A 17,651-nucleotide genomic window follows, 5' to 3' on the forward strand; every position below is an offset into this window, starting at 1 on the left:
TATAACTGTAAATGCTTTTAGGGCGTTTCCCTATTGGGTCAGGCTTTTCACTATATCTTTTGCTCCATCGCAAAAGGATGCCGTTACAATCCTTAACGCAGCACAAACGTCTTTTTAAACTAACCTATTATCATCATCATTAAAATTAAAAGATGAATTCTTCTATCACATCCATAGACGTTAAAGATCTAGATTTAAATCAAGTAGACTTGATACAACAGCACTCTGGTAAGGTGCAATTATTACTTATTTATAATAATGACTGTCTAGGCTGTACTGGACGTGCCATACCACTCGCCTATGAATTCCAATTACAATATCCAGACATAGAAGTAGCTGCTATACACAGTGACTTTAAAAATCGCGAAGGCACAAAAGAGAATATTAAAGCTATTTTCACCAGTGGTGAGATCCCATTTCCTATTTACATCGACCAGCATCATCAGGTATATGACCAGTTTAAAGCAGAAGGTACACCACAATGGTTACTCATCACCGCAACAGGTGAACTTTACCGCTCTATCTTCGGTTCTCAAGATAATGCCAAAAATCGATTGTTTTATGCGCTAGAAAGTTTAGTAAATGCATAGTTTTAATGTTTTTTATGATTCCCTTTTCGCATAAGCGAGATTATTGCAATCCATTATTTTAAAAAAATAAATCTCCTAAACCTCTAGGATTAAACCACCTAAAAATGACCACTTCAAATTGTGAATATCTATTCGGTTTTTTGAAGATTTGAGTTGTTGTGCTAGGGTATATTTGGCACCCTAAAAACAAAAAAGATGAGCGCAACCTGGTACGAATGTAAAGTGAAATATAGAAAATTTGATGAAGCGTCAGGCACACAAAAAATTAAAACAGAACCGTTTCTAGTAGATGCCATTTCTTATACAGAGGCAGAAAGTAGAATCACTCAAGAAATGGCAGCTTACTTGCCAGAAAGTGAAGAGATTAAAATCACTAATATAAAAGTGGCAAATTTTGCCGAAATCCATCCGTTTGAGAATACTGATCGATGGTTTAAATCACGTGTGTCCCTAATCGCGTTTGATGAAGAAAGTGGTAAAGAACGTAAAACCAACCTGTATCTATTAGTACAGGCAAACGATGTAAAAGAGGCATATGATAATACCGTGAGTACCATGAAGGATACCATGGGAGAATATACCATACCTGCCATTACAGAATCACCGATTATGGATGTATTTCCATATTTTACGGGTGAAGATGAAGATATGGAACGTTTAAAAGCCTTTGTAGCTCTTAAAGATTCAGTACCGGCAAATCACGCTATGGATGAAGATCTAGAAATGGCAGATGTTCTCGCTACTGCAGACGAAGAGGAGTAATATTTTTTATAGTTTTATAAAAGCCCAACAATCATCGATGATTGTTGGGCTTTTAAGTTTTCTAACCATAAGCTCCTACCCTTTTTCTAGGCTAATGGAGTGCTTAAAGATTCCATAATCCACTAGATTTCATAAAGATTGTTAAACAGACTTTTATTGATTTATTGATGGTTAATTTTACAACCTGTTAGCTTGATCAAATCATTGACACACAGTACAAGATTAAAACAGTACAACTATGAGTATGAAACACTTTATATATGATTATCTAGTAGAGACTGGTATGACTGCAGTGTATGCTAAGTATTTAAATATGCTCATTCTTCTTGTAGCTTTACTGGTCATTGCATTTTTAGTGGATTATATCATTAAAAAGATATTTATAAAGCTGTTCACACAGTTTACGGTAAAGACCAAGACTAATTTTGACAATTTTTTAGTTTCTAATAAAGTACCTCAAAACATAGCGCATATCATTCCACTTATTTTTGGACTTGAGTTTATTCCTATTGTTTTTCAGGATTTTCCTTATTTTGAAAATATGGTAGAAAAAGGCTTTAAAGTTTTTGCTATCATATTGACATTATGGATTGTACGCAGTTTATTAAACGCGCTTAAAGATTATTTTAAAACCTTACCTCGATTAAGAGATAAGCCCATAGACAGCTATATACAGGTGTTTATGATCTTTGCTTGGGCACTGGGATTATTATCTGCGTTTGCTATTATAACCAGTGTTGAGTTTATTAAATTCTTTACAACTCTAGGTGCTGCATCTGCTATTATTATTTTAGTCTTTAGAGATACTATTTTAGGATTTGTGGCTAGTATACAAGTCTCTATTAACGATATGGTGCGTATAGGTGACTGGATCACCTTTGAAAAATATGGTGCAGATGGTGACGTGATAGAAATTAACTTATCTACGGTGAAGGTTCAAAACTTTGATAAAACTATTACCACGATACCTACTTATGCGTTAATATCAGACTCTTTTAAAAACTGGCGTGGTATGGAAGTGTCGGATGGTAGACGTATTAAAAGAGCCTTAAACATTAAATTAGATAGCGTTAGTTATTTGACTAAAGATGAAGTAGATACCTTAAAAAATATAAGCTTGATATCGAGTTATCTAGAGACTCGACAATCAGACATAGACAGTTATAATAGTGAGCAAAATATCAATAAAGACATCTTGTTAAATGGCCGCAACCTGACTAATATCGGTGTATTTAGAAAGTACCTTGAAACCTATATTGAACAACACAGTGGTGTAAATAAAGACATGATGATCATGGTACGACAGCTCGCTCCTACTTCTCACGGAATTCCTATAGAAATCTATGCCTTTAGTAGTGATAAGAGATGGAAAAATTATGAATATATCATGGCAGATATATTTGACCACACGATTGCAGCTGTTCCTTATTTCAATCTTGAGATTTTTGAGTATCCTAGTAATTCAAGTTTTAAGGATATTAAGGCATAACTGGACTATGAATTACGCTTTCGCGAAAGCGTAATTATATTATCACACAGCATTATACCGAGCTATCTTATTTGACTCTATTAGTAAATTGTTGTTTTTTCTTAACTATTTTAACAGAAGTAATATATAAATTACAATCTATTGTTAATCATTGTTATGGTATTGTTAATTGAGTCCTAGGTCTTCTATGAGTTCTTTATCTTGAAGTAAAAGGAAAAATTATGAAGACTGAAGAATCAAAAAACAAAGAAAACTTACCTTATAATCCAGACGTGACTCAGGAAGATTTACAAACCTTACGTAATGATAATGCTAACATTCATACGGATGATCAATCAGATCAGCAATTAATCAATCGAGAAGAAAAAGTAGATTTTACTGGAAAAGATCTTGATATACCAGGACGCACAAGTGCACAAAAAAATCATGGCCCTAATGGTCTCAATGATGAGGAAAATAAATTGCATAGTCAGGGATCTGAACGCAAAAACAACCTAGAACGTGACGATGCTGCCCGATAATGGTCACAAAAATAATTCATTCAAAGCTCTCTACATTAGGAGAGCTTTTTTAATGGACTATTCAAAAAAGCATTACTTGATATGAACTATAATTACATAGGCTTAAATGATAATCGTCATAGATTATAAATCTAATGAATTACTATCTTCGAATTCTATTAAAGTCCCTATTCTAGTGAAGCAGATTAAAGCATATCTCGAGCAAATTGCCTCCATATCTAATGAAGATTGGGAGTTTTTTATGTCAAAATTACAGCGCCGTTTTGTTGCCAAAAAAGAGGTTTTTTTAAAAATAAATCAAATAGAGAATCATATTTCATTTATAGAATCTGGTGTGGTACGTTTATACATACCTAAAGAAGATACCGAGAAAGAAATCACTTTTGGTTTTAGTTTTAAAGATCAATTTATAAGTGCTTATGATTCTTTCTTAACACAATCTCCGTCGGCATATCAATTACAAGCTTTAACAGACACCACAATTTTAAGCATTACTTATGCAGATTTACAGTCGGTTTATCAAACCACTCAAATAGGTAATCTTATAGGTCGACTTACTGCAGAACGTCTATTTTTAATAAAATCAAAGAGAGAACAAAATCTTCTTAATCTTACTGCTGAAGAACGTTACATTAAGCTATTTAAAGAGCGTCCAGAGCTTTTAAAAGATATACCGTTAAAGTATATCAGTTCTTATATAGGTGTTACCGCACAAGCTTTAAGTAGGATTAGAAAGCGCATTTAATTGATTTAGGTTCATTGTTTAGCTTGCTGCCTGAAATTACCTTTGTAAAAAAAACATGACTATTATAATTTTTGTTTTGGTGCTGTGGTATGGCGGTTTGTTTTTTCAATCGTTTTTCCTGCATCGATATGCTGCTCATCAAGTATTTACGATGTCTAAAACGATGGAGCGCATTACTTTTATCCTTACTTGGATATTTCAAGGCGCTAGTTATTTAAGTGCTTATGGCTATGGGATCATGCACCGCATGCACCATGCCTATACAGACACTGAAAAAGATCCTCATTCTCCATCACATGACGCAAATTTATTTGCCATGATGTGGAAGACTAAAACCATATATCAAGATATCAATAAGCAACGTATTGAGGTCGATCAACGTTTTACTAAAGACGTGCCACAGTGGAAAGGCTTTGATCAATTTGCTAGTTCTAGATTCTCTAGACTTTTATGGATTACAGGTTATGTATTATTCTTTGCCTTATTTGCAACAGCCTGGTGGCAATGGTTATTATTACCGCTTACTTTTTTGATGGCACCTGTTCATGGTGTGATCATCAACTGGTTCGGTCATATATATGGCTATGTAAACTTTAAAATGAAAAATACGAGTAAAAACTTATTCCGATTTGATTTTTTAATGATGGGAGAAGGTTATCATAACAATCATCATAAACATGCTAGTAGAGCAAATTTTGGTGTGAAATGGTATGAAATAGACATGACCTACTTAGTCATTAAAGTATTGAACTCAATAGGTGTTATTAAATTAAAAAGAGCTTAATTTTATTTTATAAGCAACTCCATTTTTAGAGCTAAAACGTATCCTCTATCCTTCATGGTATTCATGAAGTTTAATGGTTTAAAAAAAGGTTCCTAAGTAATTCTTAGGAACCTTTTTTGTTACCGCTTTATGAGAAGCTGAGCTAATTATGTTATTAAATATCTCACGTAAATTAAATGAAGAGTATAATCCTAATCTTTCTGTAAAAGCTTGTGATATAAATGCAATAAGAGTAAATTACTAACTCATTAATAAAATATGACTTCCTTTACAGTAATAGCCTTATTCTCTGGCGCCTGTTTCCTTTTTTACGGTTTCAGTTGTCTACTTTCTAACCGTATGGCATTAGAGTTTGAGCGATTTGGTATTCCACAATATCGCAATTTGACTGGTATACTTCAAATATTAGGTGGTTTAAGTATCATACTAGGGCTTTATACCATATCGATACTTGGGTTTATGGGTGCTCTAGGCTTATCCTTACTGATGTTTTTAGGATTTGGAGTACGTTTAAAAATCAAGGATAGTTTTGTGCTATCTGCACCAGCATTTCTGTTTGGTTTATTAAATGCTTATTTGGCCTACCGCTTTTTCCTTATGCTTTAACCTTTATATAATAGCAATGATTAAACACATTGCTAAAAATATAGCTGCAGGAATAGATTTAAACATTGGATCCTTAATTCTGATATGCATAGATATAGAACCCGATAACAATAAAGCAAGACCTATTGCAGCAATATTTTCTAAGTTAGGATACCATATAGAAGCTATTAAGAGTAACGATAGAGTTACTTTAAAAAAGCCAACAGCATAGCACATCCATGCTGGTAAACCATAAACCCTAAATTCTTCAATCATATTTTGTGCATTTCCACCGCGCCATTTGGTGGCTTTATTAAATTGTAATAACCATACATTTAATAAACTAATTGCTACTACAGCCTTAAGGGCGATGATAAAATATTCCATGTTTTTTTTATTATGCTTTCGCGAAAGCAGATTTAAATACTCTCTTTATATTTTTAATAAATTTAAAGGAACATGTATGAATTTATGTTAAAATCAATCTAAGAATCAAAACAAACTCTTTTTTTAAGAATATCTATTAATACTGAAGATCCATATTTATAGATGTCGGGAATATGTAGAATTGTAATCTTAATAAAGAATTGATTCCCAAATTTCTTTTGTAAAGAGATCTGATGTTTGGTCTCCATAACATATACTTTATGGGATTTTTCCATCATATCTTTTGTAACTAGGTTCGTTCCTAACTTTTTACAAGTCACATCATTTGTGCCTGCAGATTCAAAGGACATTTGTCTATATTGAGAACTGAAAAAGTCTTCGGTGGTTTTTGATCGATCCTTATTTGCAGAACATATGAATAAATATTGAAGCGCGATAGTGTAATATCTTTTATGAATTACTAATTTATGTAAATCTCATTTATTCATAGCACTTAATAGTATATGATAAGTTTAAAGAATAATTTTGCATACTTAAAATCCTATTGAATATGATTAATGATATACCATGCATAAAATGTGACACACCTATCACTGTAGACACAGAGCTCTATTTAAAAGGTCAAACATTTACTTGTTCAAAATGTGACACTATTCTAGGAATAAATGAGCCTACTGATGTCGATGCTCAAAAGCTTAAAGAATTGAAACTATTTACTAAAAGTAAAAAAGTTAATGAAACAACAATTCCGTGTCCTGACTGCGGTACGATAATAAGCTTTAAAACAAAGGATTTAACAGCAGGAAAAGCTATGACTTGTGCAGCATGTAATGCGAGCGTATCTCTACAAGGTTAAAATTTTGATATAAAAAAAGCCTGTCATGAGACAGGCTTTTTTTATATCAAATAATTTTTACTCACCAGGCATAGCAACCTCTCCAGCACCATCAGGTTGTGCATAGAATGAATCTTCTTTATTAACAAACTGGATATTTTTTATAGTAGCCAGACCTATTTGATTGGTATAACCATCTTGTGTATTCCAATTATGAAAAGACCAATTAGTAGCAAACGGCACACCGTCAACCATAGTTAACTCGTTATATTTTGCAGCATGTGGTTCTTTTTCTGCAGCCTCAACTCCTTTACCATAACTAACGATGTAAGCAACTCCTGCAAGAACATTAGTTTCTGGGTTTTTGTAAACCTCGTACCAGTCCTCAGAGGTATCACCTACTCCATTTTCAAAAGATAATCGAGCTGTCGGAAAAGTTGTATTGCCCCATGTCATTGCTTTTTCATCTTGCCAAATCGTACCGCCATCATTTAATTTATATGGCATAGAAAAGAAATATGGCCAAGTGAAGATGTGAAATCTAGTCATTGGGTTAGTTAAATCAGCTTCATTACTAGCAAATACGTTATCACCATCAAAAACAATTACACTACCATCGTTTTTCACCATATGTATCATTGAACCGTCAGTTTCCTGAGTAATTACACCTTCAAAGATTGTATTACCACCAAATGCTACACTAAAGTCATATTGTACTGCATCCTTATCTAAAAAAGCATCTTTTTTGTGTGCCATTTCAATCGCTGCTGTAAACTCACTAATAGGCTCTAAATCAATTACATCAGTAACTTTGGTCGTTTCTTTTGTTATCTCAATTTCTTTTTGTGCTTCCTTACAACTCGTAATAGCTATGGCTAAGACCCATATCAGTAAGATTTTTTTCATAATTATATTTTATTTTTTTTGGAAATACAAATTTCAATATTAATTATCATTTGAGTTGTGATGTGCTGTTAAACTTATCTCAAGCTTTATCTCTAATTACCGATGATTCTAGAAAATAGATCATAAAAAAGCCCATCACTATGGATGGGCTTTTTCTAAAACTTTAAAAATATATGTCCTATAGAACTTTAACGTTCACGGCATTTAATCCTTTGTTTCCTTCTTTAAGATCAAATTCCACTTCGTCACCTTCACGGATCTCATCGATTAATCCTGAAATGTGTACAAAATGATCTTTGTCTACTCCTTCTTCAGTGATGAATCCAAATCCTTTGGTGTCGTTGAAAAATTTTACTATTCCTTTACTCATTGTAATGTAATTAAATTTATTATACTATTTAGTTAGCAAAGCACGTGCCATCTTTTAAACAAACTATTATATTCAAATCTCTACGCTTATGAATACCACTCATCACCAATTCACAAAAAATAGCGCATAAAAAAGCCCATCATATGGATGGGCTTTTTCTTAAACTTTGAATATATGTCTTAAAGAACTTTTACGTTCACTGCATTTAATCCTTTGTTACCTTCTTTAAGGTCAAATTCAACCTCGTCACCTTCACGGATCTCGTCGATTAATCCTGAAATGTGTACGAAGTGATCTTTGTCTACTCCTTCTTCAGTGATAAAACCAAATCCTTTAGTCTCGTTGAAAAATTTTACTGTTCCTTTACTCATCTTAATGTAATTAAATTATATAATGTAAGTTGCAAAGATAGAGCCATTAAACTGCTAATCGGCTTTATTTTTTGATATATCTTCATTTATTGAGGCTTAACAAGCCTTTCAAGCTTATAAAACTAATATATCACGACTAAAAGCCATTCTTTTTCAAGCAATTAGATTAACTAAAGTTTATAAATGCGCACCTTTTTCTTTTTAAGCCGCGTATTATTAGTCTTTTCAATCACATCATAAAGTTTTTTCTTAGGTACGGCTACAAAAGCACAATCCTGTTTCAACTCTATAACTCCTAACTCATTTTTATTTAATCCACCTTGTTTAAAGAATAACCCAGCGATATCACCTTTAGAAATTTTATCCTTACGACCACCAGAAATAAATACGGTAGCCCATTCTGTTTGTAAAGAACTTTTAATAGCATCTGGTACCAGAACGTCTTCTGTTGTTATAAATTCCGGCACGGTTTCTTTATTCCACTGCAATACATATGCAGTTCCAGAGGCATTCATTCGTGCTGTTCTACCATTTCTATGCGTAAACTCTTCTGCCTTTAGAGGCAATTGATAGTGTATGATATATTTCAATTCTGGAATATCTAATCCACGTGCTGCAAGATCTGTTGCAATGATAATTTGATGAGTACCGTTTCTAAATTTTATCAGCGCACGTTCACGCTCTTGTTGCTCCATACCACCATAGAAAAGTCCATGTTCAATATCGTGAGTACTTAAGTATTCGCTAACAAAATTGATCGTATCCTTAAAATTACAAAATATGATACCTGGTTGGTTTCCTATATGGTGTAATAATTCTACTAACGTTTTTAATTTATCCTTATCTGGAGAGCTCACTTTTTTAATAGCCAACTCTTTAACACCTGTAGCGGTATAATCTATTACCTTAGGATTTTTAACTCTTGCAAAATCTGGTATACGTATGTTTTGAGTAGCACTAGTTAGAATTCGCTTTTTAACATTGACTAGGATACTCATGATATCACTCATTTCACGTTCAAACCCTATTTCTAGAGACTTATCAAATTCATCAAGTACAATTGTTTTAAGATCATCAATTGAGAAACTTTCACGATCTAGATGATCTAGCACACGACCTGGAGTACCTATTAATATAGTTGGTGTATGGGCAAGTTCTATTTTATCTTTTGATATAGGACGTCCACCATATACTGCGTTTGCCTTAAAACCAGTTCCCATATCACGTATCACTTGCTCAATTTGAATAGCTAGTTCTCTCGACGGAACTATGATAAGAAGCTGTACCTCTTTAATTTGTGGTTTTAATAAATCAATGACGGGTAATAGAAAAGCGAGCGTTTTTCCGGTACCTGTAGGTGACAGTAAAATAGTATTAGGATAGGCAGGTATGGTTAGTATGGCCTGTTCTTGCATAGGATTCAGTGTTGTGATTCCTAATTTTGCAAGTATTTGTTCTTGATTCTTTATAGTTGTTGACATAGTGCAAAAGTAGTCGTTTCTTATAATGTGATGCCTTAAGAATGATCATAAGTGAGTTTGATGATATACTTGCTCAGTAAATAGGTATTCCGCTTTCGCGAAAGCGAGGTTAAAGACGGATATTATGCAATGTAATGTTCAATAAATAGAACCTCTACTTCCACCACTGCCCATAAGCTGATGCAGTATCATCGAGATGTATCACATCACCAATTTGAGGTGTGATAACAGGTAGATTTAACAATTCACCAGCAGTAGTAACACGATTCACTGGATCTCGCCAATCATGTAAAGCTAGTTTGAATCCTGCCCAGTGAATAGGCATTATTGCGCGAGCATTAAGATCCTTACCAGCTTGAGCTGTTTCCTCTGGCATCATGTGAATATCAGACCACAACTCGTTGTACTGACCGCATTCCATTAAAGCTAGATCAAATGGACCATATTGATTCCCAATAGCTTTAAAATGATCGCTATAACCACTATCACCACTAAAGAATAACTTTTCAGTCTCATTTTGTATCACCCAACTACTCCATAAAGTACTTTGCTCTGCTCCTATCTTTCTACCAGAAAAATGTTGTGCTGGTGTACACGCTAGTTGTATATCACCTAGTGTCACCTCTTGCCACCAGTCTAGTTCTGTAATAGCACTGGACTCTATTCCCCATGCTTCTAAATGAACGCCTACACCTAATGGGACATAATAATGAGAAACTTTATCTTTTAAAGCTATAATAGAATCATAATCAAGGTGATCGTAATGATCGTGAGATATAATAACGGCATCAATAGACGGTAAATCTTCAATTTCAATAGGTAATTCACTATTAAAACGATTTGCACCTAACCATGGATGTGGAGCTGCCACTTTACCAAACATAGGATCTATGAGAATGCTTTTATCATTCATTTTTAAATAAAAAGCAGAATGACCAAACCATATCAATTGTGTAGAATCCTGCTCTTTTAATATCTTTTTATTGACTTTTTGTACCTGAAGATCATGTGATGGTGATCCATTAGGAACCTTAGTAGTAAGGAACTTATAAGCGATACCTAAAGTTTTACTTAACCCTAAATCAGGTGGTACACTAGCATCAATGTTTCTAAACTTATGATCAGAATAGTTTGATGATGATTGATATAAACGTTGTCTATCTTCATTTACATCACCTCCAAAAGTGGGATAGAAATTGACAAATACAAAATATACTACAACAAGTAAAATAATGATGCTAAGGATGGTCCAAATCATGCGTCGTAGTATTTTTTTAAATGTCTTCAATTCTTTAAATAAATAACAAAACTAAGGCTAGCACTATACCAGCTGCCGTATAATACATTCCTTTTTTGAATATAGAAGTACCAGGCATAAACATCCAGAAACTGGATAATACAAAGAATAATAATCCTAGACCAAATGTGATATTTAAAAAGAATAAAGGTTGACTAGATTTTGCTTTGTGTAAGTGAGTCATTTTATCCAAAACATATGGTAATTCCATTTTTGTATAATTTACAGCACCAGTTGCTTTGTTATAATCTCCATTTTTAAAGGTCAATACATCGCCATTCACTTTTTCTATCTTTAATCGCTTATCACCTATAGCCTGTCCTAAAGCTTTCTCATTGAGTTGTGCATTAATTGTTTTTGTATAGGAAACCTCGCGTTTCATTACATCACTATCACGGAAAATTAAAACAATACCACTTATTGCATAAATAGCCATTATTCCTGCAAGGAAAAACCCTAAATAGCGGTGAAATATTCTCATTTTAAGCGATGTAGCACTTGGTCTTGCCATAATATATAAAGTTTAAATTTATTTAATAACGCCATCTACGGCTTTAATTATTTCATCATAGGTTAAGTCTCCTGTAAATAAGGAAAAACTCTTTCCGTTAAAAGGTTCGTATACGTGACGATTAGTTCTAGAAAACAATCCTACAACAGGTGCTCCAGATGCGCTTGCAAGATGCATGATTCCACAATCGGCACCTATCCACACATCAGTATGAGAAATGAAAGCTGCAATTTCTCTTATATCCTTACTGTAATAAGATGGCGCTGTAAAATTGATTTGTGAAACATTTTCATAAGGCAACACCTCTACAATGTGATAATCTGGATACTCTAATTGTAATCTTTTATAAAACGGTATCCACCACTCTGGTTGATAACATTTATCTCCAGTAGCAAATGTGAAAATTGAAATGACCTTCTTTGAATCATCAACTATTTCTCGTAGTCTTTTTAGTCCACTTTGTAATTCCTTATTACTAAGTTTTAAACTTAGGTTAGGTACTGGTAAATTATCATTAATAAAACCTAATCTTGTCATATAAGCTCTGAAGGCATAGACTTGTTCTTTTGCGATATGACGTCCATCCTCGAACTGTTGAGTAAAGTCTTGTCCTTCTTCTCCAAAGACTTTATACTTAGCTCTAGCCATTTGTGTATATAATCGACCAGAAGAAGAGCCTATCACAGCGTTAATAGCAAAATCATATTTGTATTTGCGAACTGATGTTGCTCCTTCAATATAATCTTTAAGATTCTTAAATGGCTTCTTAGGAAGTCTAGTGATATGATCAACTGCTTCATAATTTTCAAAGATTATAGGTCCTAGAAACCCTTGAACAATTAGGTCAATTTTTACATTAGGAAAAGTACGTATGACTTCTTGTACTAAAGGTGTTATTAAAATAAGATTGCCCAATCTATGATTAGTGCGCACGATTAACACTCTTTTTACTTCTTTAAGGTCTTTTAAATCGCCAGGCATCGGTTCATGATTGCTCCCTAACTTTCTCGTTAGAGATTTCATGATTTTCCTACGATAATTATTGACTTTTTTAGAAGACGCCATTGTTTTATTTCAAACGAATGGCAAAAGTAAGCAACAGCAACCAAAGTGTTTAATTAAATATTTTATTTTAATCTGTGAGGTTTTTAACGATCTCGCTTTCGCGAAAGCGCAATTATCATGATCTATATAACATTAACTATAATAATGATAAGTAATAACATATAGTCTTTAAAAAAGTGATTTTCAGAGTATATATCAATGATAATACTCTTAATTTGCAGTTATAATTTGACAACAATGATAGCTCCACCTATTCCTAAAGATGAGATTCAAAGACAGGCTGCTGTAGAAAAGTATAAATTACTAGATACCATGCCCGAGGAAAACTATGATAATATCACTTCTATTATTTCTAGTATTTGTGAGGCTCCTATTTCATTGATTACTCTAGTGGATAAAGACAGGAATTTTTTAAAATCAAGACAAGGTGTTGATTTAAGTGAATCACCACGAGATATTTCTTTTTGTGGGCATGCTATTGTAAGTGAGGAAGATATAATGATTGTGCCTGATGCTAGAGAAGATGAACGATTTAAAGACAATCCATTAGTAGAAGGTTTAAAGGCTATATTTTATGCAGGTGTACCTCTTGTAGATGTAAACGGTTATAAATTAGGGACTTTATGCGTTTATGATCATAAGCCACGAGTATTAACTGGTCATCAAATTAGTGCTCTTAAAGCAATGGCTAAACAGGTGATGTCTCTCTTTGAAGAACGATTTAAAACTTTTGAATTAGATAGATTAGGCAACATATTAAAGGAGCGAAATGATGAGTTAAAAGATTTTGCAGGTATTGTGTCACACGACTTAAAAGCACCGTTGTCTAATATCCTTATGATATCAGATTTACTTAAAGAAGATTCAACTAGCCTATCCTCACAATCGATAGAGTATCTAGGTATTCTTAAAGATAGTACTAAAAGTATGAGCCGTTATATAGACGGCATGTTGCAATTTTATCGCAGTGAAGAATTGGTTACTGAGAACTATGATAATGTAAGTTACGTGGATTTAATTGAAGATGTTATTTCTATGACTGTAATGGATGATAGTGTAGAGGTTATTTACATACCAGAAACAGACACAACGCTGGTAACTAATGAAATAGCACTTCAACAAATTCTAATTAATTTATTTACTAATGCTGTAAAATATAGCGATAAATCAAAAACAGCTATAGACGTTGTTCTGATAAATCATTCTAATGAATATGAATTACATATTAAAGATAACGGAATGGGTATTGCGCCAGATAGAATACAATCAATTTTTAAGTTATTCTATATAGCCACTCAAGAGGATAAGAACGGTAAACCAGGGACAGGAATTGGTCTGGCTACCGTTGCTAGACTTTTAGAACACATGAATGGTAGAATTGAAGTAAGCTCAGAATTAGGAAAATGGACTGAATTTAAAATTTTTCTTCCTAAAAAAGAGGTATAAAAAAAACGTTGAAATAAAATTTCAACGTTTCTAAATTTTAAATTATAAACTTAGACTTTAGTACCGTCTTTTCGGTACATGACGTCCATATTTTTTCCTTCCTGTTTGAATTCAATATCATAGAATTCACCTTGTGTTGCGCTAATGACGTGTTCTGCCTCAGTGATTTTCTTATCGGGATATTCTTTTTCAATTGCATCTTGAATGGCTTTAGGAATCTCAGATTTCTTAATTGAATTTTCAGTTTCCCTCCATGTACCATCGGCATGAAAATCGGCACGATAACTTTCACCATCTTTTTTAAAATGAGCTTCCCAATAACCATGATCATCTAGTTCAAAATCTGGGTCATTTTCTCCAGGATATTTAGCTTGAAAAGCATTGAGAACCACTTGAGGCACTTTGTCCGACTGCTCCTGACAACTAGCCGTAGTGTAGATAAATAATATTAAAAAAGATAGTATGGTAATTCTCATGTTCTTAATTTTCTAACAATGTACTACACTTAAAGTAATACATGTCTTAAGACTATAATAATTACTGTTACGGATTGTTAAATCAACGTACTTTACGAGAATTTATAAAATATACACCTGTTAACATTATTGCTGCTGCAATCATAGATTGTACTGTAATGCTTTCATTGAGAAAATACCAACCCAGTAACAAAGCGATAATTGGATTAACATAAGATGATGTAGCTACCTTTTCTGTACTCACTACTTTAAGTAAATAGTTAAAAGCGGTAAATGCCGCAATGCTACCAAATAAAATTAAACAGACTATAGCAATTTGTGTATTCAATTGCCAGCTCAATGGTTCTGACCAACTTTCATCAAACGCCCAACTTCCTATGGCTAGTATAACTCCTGCACTCAACATTTGATATCCAGTTGTCATAAAAAAATTAGATGGAGTATCAGCTTTTGCCACAAATAAGCTACCAGCACTCCAACTTATGATACAACTCATAATCATGAGAATTCCTATCCAACTATCTTCTTGCATCTGTAAATCTTTCTGACTTACCAATAAATACATTCCAAAAAGACCAAGAAGAACGCCTATTATAGATTTAATTTTTAATGATTTGCGTTGTACAAATCGCATCATTAATAACAAGACTAACGGTTGTAATGAAGCTAATAAAGAAGCAAAACCACTATCAACATATTTTAACGCCCATACAAAAACACCATTTCCATAGGCTAGAAATAAAAACCCAGCTAAGACAGTATTGAGAAATTGTTTTTTAGTGATGGTAAGTTTTTTACCCGACAAAACTGCAATAACAAATATAATAGCACTTGCTGTGCTAAATCTTATGGAAGCAAGCATAAATGGTGGCAGTTCTGTTACCGCCATTTTATTCCATAAATATGTAGAACCCCAAAAAACGTAAACTGCAAAAAAAGAAAGGATGATTAATACTGGTTTCTTTTCCATTACCAGCTTATAGGTCTGTAATCTTTTAAAAACTTACCACACCAATGCTTTCCAGTATTGATACCGTCAAATAAAGGATCTAAAACTCGTGCCGCACCATCTACAATATCTAATGGTGGCTGAAAATCGTGTAATTCTTGTTTTCGTTTTGAAAGCTCGGCCGGATCTTCATCTGTGACCCATCCGGTATCAACAGCATTCATGTATATGCCATCCTTAGCTAGTGTTCCCGCAGCAGTATGGGTAAGCATATTAAGGGCTGCTTTTGCCATATTAGTATGTGGATGACGATCTTCTTTAAAAAAGGTATGAAACTTACCTTCCATGGCGCTAACATTGATAATATGTTTTTTACCCGTATTTTCTTTTTTCATCAACTCAGCAAGACGATTACAAAGTACAAATGGAGCCACAGAATTTACTAACTGTACCTCAATCATCTCAGTTGTTTCAATTTCCCCTAATTTTAGTCTCCAGCTGTTGGTTTTCCTCAAATCTACCTGTTGTAAATCTGCATCCAGTTCACCTTCGGGAAAAACTTCTGGAGCACTAAGGGCTTTGTCAAAACTATAAGGAATTTGAGAAAGTTGAGCACTAGCTCTTAATCCTATTCCAGGTTCTGGACCATGCCATGTTACAGGCATGTTCTTATTTGATGAAGCTGCTGGTGAAAGTGCTTTAATCTCTGCAAGGCAATCTTGATGATCCTTAAGTAACTCTTGAGCATAAGGTGGTAACTCACTGTAGTCTAAGTTTTCATTTGGCATTAAATGCGCATAAAAACCGGATGGCCTACGTACTGTTTGTGCTGCATTATTAATGAGAATATCTAGCTTTTCATAGCGTTGTTCTATGAAATTACAAAAGATTTCTACACTAGGAATATGTCTTAAATCTAAACCATGAATTTTCAAATTATGTGCCCAATCATTATAATCGGGTTCTTTTGAAAAACGTATAGCACTATCTGCAGGGAAACGTGTTGTAGCAATTACGGTAGCGCCACCACGCAGTAACATTAAGGATATATGATATCCTATTTTCAATCTTGAACCTGTAATTAGAGCTACCTGACCTTTAACGTCTGCAGTTTGAAAGCGCTTTGCGTAATTGAAATCACCACAGTCTGTGCACATCTGGTCATAAAAATGATGCAACTTTGTGAACATCGTTTTACAGACGTAACAGTTTCTAGGAGTACTTAATTCTCCTGGTTCTTGTTGTTCAAGCTGTTGTTGCAGTAAGATTTGTGGAGCAACAAAGACACTAGCTTCACGAGCACTACGTATTCCAGTTTCTTTACGAGCGTGTTTATCTCTAGTTGCTCTTTTGCGTTTTGCAGCTTTTACAGCATCCTTTTTTCTTCTTTTATATTCGTCACGACTAGGTCTAGAGAGCATTCCAGCTTGTTTAATAAGCTCTATACGCGTCTCCATAGGAATTTCAAATATCTCATCAGTATCTGTATTCAATCTATTAAGTATATCAATACACTGTTGTATCTCTTCTGGAGATAAAGATTGTTGAGATGATTTAAATTCTGCCATGGCCCTAACTATTAAAACAAAAATACAAGGATATAATTATGCTTGATCTTGGTCTTGATCTTTTTTAGATTTGCGATAAAGGTAATTACTAAAGATATTACGTTTACCAAATCTATAACGGTTGTCTGCGTTTACTAACTTACGGAAAACAGGCTTTTGAACACCAAAATATTCATAAGTTGATCCATCAGTAAAGGTTACCTCTAGTACTTGACCTTTATGATCAAAGTCTTCAATACCTGTGTTAGTTATTGTTTCTGTATAAGCCTCTAGGTTTGCTTCCTTAGTTTCTGGAGCAATACTTACTAGAAAATGATAACCATCAATAATCTGACGACTCATAACCTCTGCTTCTTCCTTCTTATCATCACCATCCTGAAATTTATCTGGATGCCATTCTTTTACAAGATTGCGATAACTCTTCTTAAGTTCTTTAAGATCAATATTCTTTTCAACACTGAACATCTTCTTGTACTGATTAATACGCTTCATTTTCTACTTTTTTATAGCGCG

22 protein-coding genes are annotated in these 17,651 nt (G+C 33.6%); 9 read left to right on the top strand and 13 right to left on the bottom strand.

Going from position 1 to position 17,651, the window contains the following annotated elements:
* The first annotated feature begins 152 nt into the window (after positions 1–152).
* The 7 genes from IL45_RS00880 to IL45_RS00910 all read left to right on the top strand — a co-directional run bounded on the left by IL45_RS00880 (position 153) and on the right by IL45_RS00910 (position 5,497).
* A complete protein-coding gene (locus IL45_RS00880) occupies positions 153–590 on the top strand; it encodes a TlpA family protein disulfide reductase (RefSeq protein ID WP_036579145.1) in 438 nt (145 codons plus the stop codon).
* 195 nt (positions 591–785) lie between these two features.
* Positions 786–1,352 (top strand): DUF4494 domain-containing protein, encoded by a 567-nt coding sequence (locus IL45_RS00885; protein ID WP_036579147.1) that lies wholly within the window; start codon positions 786–788, stop codon positions 1,350–1,352.
* A gap of 238 nt (positions 1,353–1,590) precedes the next feature.
* Complete coding sequence (locus tag IL45_RS00890; RefSeq protein ID WP_036579148.1) at positions 1,591–2,841, top strand: mechanosensitive ion channel family protein; 1,251 nt, start codon at positions 1,591–1,593, stop codon at positions 2,839–2,841.
* Positions 2,842–3,062: 221 nt separating this feature from the next.
* Entirely contained in the window at positions 3,063–3,362 is a 300-nt protein-coding gene (locus tag IL45_RS00895; protein ID WP_036579150.1) for a hypothetical protein, read from the top strand.
* A gap of 175 nt (positions 3,363–3,537) precedes the next feature.
* Complete coding sequence (locus tag IL45_RS00900; protein WP_036579319.1) at positions 3,538–4,107, top strand: Crp/Fnr family transcriptional regulator; 570 nt, start codon at positions 3,538–3,540, stop codon at positions 4,105–4,107.
* A 55-nt stretch (positions 4,108–4,162) separates the two neighbouring features.
* The gene (locus tag IL45_RS00905; RefSeq protein ID WP_036579152.1) at positions 4,163–4,891 is read left to right on the top strand and encodes an acyl-CoA desaturase; all 729 of its coding nucleotides are present in this window, start codon (positions 4,163–4,165) and stop codon (positions 4,889–4,891) included.
* A gap of 258 nt (positions 4,892–5,149) precedes the next feature.
* Positions 5,150–5,497 (top strand): DoxX family protein, encoded by a 348-nt coding sequence (locus IL45_RS00910; protein WP_036579153.1) that lies wholly within the window; start codon positions 5,150–5,152, stop codon positions 5,495–5,497.
* 3 nt (positions 5,498–5,500) lie between these two features.
* Here IL45_RS00910 and IL45_RS00915 read toward each other — a convergent pair whose 3' ends face one another.
* Together IL45_RS00915 and IL45_RS00920 are read right to left on the bottom strand one after the other, a co-directional pair.
* Positions 5,501–5,863, bottom strand: a complete 363-nt coding sequence (locus IL45_RS00915; protein ID WP_036579155.1) for a DoxX family protein — start codon at positions 5,861–5,863, stop codon at positions 5,501–5,503.
* 98 nt (positions 5,864–5,961) lie between these two features.
* Positions 5,962–6,213 (bottom strand): hypothetical protein, encoded by a 252-nt coding sequence (locus IL45_RS00920; RefSeq protein WP_200875657.1) that lies wholly within the window; start codon positions 6,211–6,213, stop codon positions 5,962–5,964.
* A 200-nt stretch (positions 6,214–6,413) separates the two neighbouring features.
* Here IL45_RS00920 and IL45_RS00925 point away from each other — a divergent pair, with 200 nt between their 5' ends.
* Positions 6,414–6,719: a hypothetical protein gene (locus IL45_RS00925; protein ID WP_036579157.1), complete on the top strand. Its 306-nt coding sequence runs from the start codon at positions 6,414–6,416 to the stop codon at positions 6,717–6,719.
* A gap of 57 nt (positions 6,720–6,776) precedes the next feature.
* Here IL45_RS00925 and IL45_RS00930 read toward each other — a convergent pair whose 3' ends face one another.
* The 7 genes from IL45_RS00930 to IL45_RS00960 all read right to left on the bottom strand — a co-directional run bounded on the left by IL45_RS00930 (position 6,777) and on the right by IL45_RS00960 (position 12,657).
* Positions 6,777–7,604, bottom strand: coding sequence for a hypothetical protein (locus IL45_RS00930; protein ID WP_036579159.1), 828 nt, complete (start codon positions 7,602–7,604; stop codon positions 6,777–6,779).
* Positions 7,605–7,782: 178 nt separating this feature from the next.
* On the bottom strand, positions 7,783–7,974 hold the full coding sequence (locus tag IL45_RS00935; protein ID WP_036579160.1) for a cold-shock protein: 192 nt from the start codon (positions 7,972–7,974) through the stop codon (positions 7,783–7,785).
* Between the two features lie 179 nt (positions 7,975–8,153).
* Positions 8,154–8,345, bottom strand: coding sequence for a cold-shock protein (locus tag IL45_RS00940; RefSeq protein WP_036579162.1), 192 nt, complete (start codon positions 8,343–8,345; stop codon positions 8,154–8,156).
* A 170-nt stretch (positions 8,346–8,515) separates the two neighbouring features.
* A complete protein-coding gene (locus IL45_RS00945; RefSeq protein WP_036579164.1) occupies positions 8,516–9,826 on the bottom strand; it encodes a DEAD/DEAH box helicase in 1,311 nt (436 codons plus the stop codon).
* A 154-nt stretch (positions 9,827–9,980) separates the two neighbouring features.
* Complete coding sequence (locus tag IL45_RS00950; protein ID WP_036579165.1) at positions 9,981–11,084, bottom strand: MBL fold metallo-hydrolase; 1,104 nt, start codon at positions 11,082–11,084, stop codon at positions 9,981–9,983.
* Positions 11,085–11,118: 34 nt separating this feature from the next.
* Positions 11,119–11,634, bottom strand: a complete 516-nt coding sequence (locus IL45_RS00955; protein ID WP_036579166.1) for a membrane protein — start codon at positions 11,632–11,634, stop codon at positions 11,119–11,121.
* 18 nt (positions 11,635–11,652) lie between these two features.
* Positions 11,653–12,657, bottom strand: a complete 1,005-nt coding sequence (locus IL45_RS00960; RefSeq protein ID WP_235183305.1) for a glycosyltransferase family 9 protein — start codon at positions 12,655–12,657, stop codon at positions 11,653–11,655.
* Between the two features lie 279 nt (positions 12,658–12,936).
* Here IL45_RS00960 and IL45_RS00965 point away from each other — a divergent pair, with 279 nt between their 5' ends.
* Positions 12,937–14,145 carry a GAF domain-containing sensor histidine kinase gene (locus IL45_RS00965; RefSeq protein ID WP_036579169.1) on the top strand — a complete coding sequence of 403 codons (1,209 nt, stop codon included), beginning with the start codon at positions 12,937–12,939 and terminating at the stop codon, positions 14,143–14,145.
* Between the two features lie 50 nt (positions 14,146–14,195).
* On the opposite strand, the gene IL45_RS00970 is transcribed toward IL45_RS00965, so the two are convergent.
* The 4 genes from IL45_RS00970 to IL45_RS00985 all read right to left on the bottom strand — a co-directional run bounded on the left by IL45_RS00970 (position 14,196) and on the right by IL45_RS00985 (position 17,630).
* Complete coding sequence (locus tag IL45_RS00970) at positions 14,196–14,621, bottom strand: PepSY-like domain-containing protein (RefSeq protein ID WP_036579171.1); 426 nt, start codon at positions 14,619–14,621, stop codon at positions 14,196–14,198.
* Between the two features lie 82 nt (positions 14,622–14,703).
* Positions 14,704–15,591, bottom strand: coding sequence for an EamA family transporter (locus IL45_RS00975; protein ID WP_036579173.1), 888 nt, complete (start codon positions 15,589–15,591; stop codon positions 14,704–14,706).
* Positions 15,591–17,138, bottom strand: a complete 1,548-nt coding sequence (locus tag IL45_RS00980; protein ID WP_036579174.1) for an SDR family NAD(P)-dependent oxidoreductase — start codon at positions 17,136–17,138, stop codon at positions 15,591–15,593. Before IL45_RS00980 ends, IL45_RS00975 begins: the two co-directional genes overlap by 1 nt.
* A 36-nt stretch (positions 17,139–17,174) precedes the next feature.
* A complete protein-coding gene (locus IL45_RS00985) occupies positions 17,175–17,630 on the bottom strand; it encodes a KTSC domain-containing protein (protein ID WP_036579175.1) in 456 nt (151 codons plus the stop codon).
* Positions 17,631–17,651 lie beyond the last annotated feature (21 nt).

Origin of the sequence: Nonlabens ulvanivorans (assembly GCF_000732625.1) — a bacterium.
GTDB lineage: Bacteria > Bacteroidota > Bacteroidia > Flavobacteriales > Flavobacteriaceae > Nonlabens > Nonlabens ulvanivorans.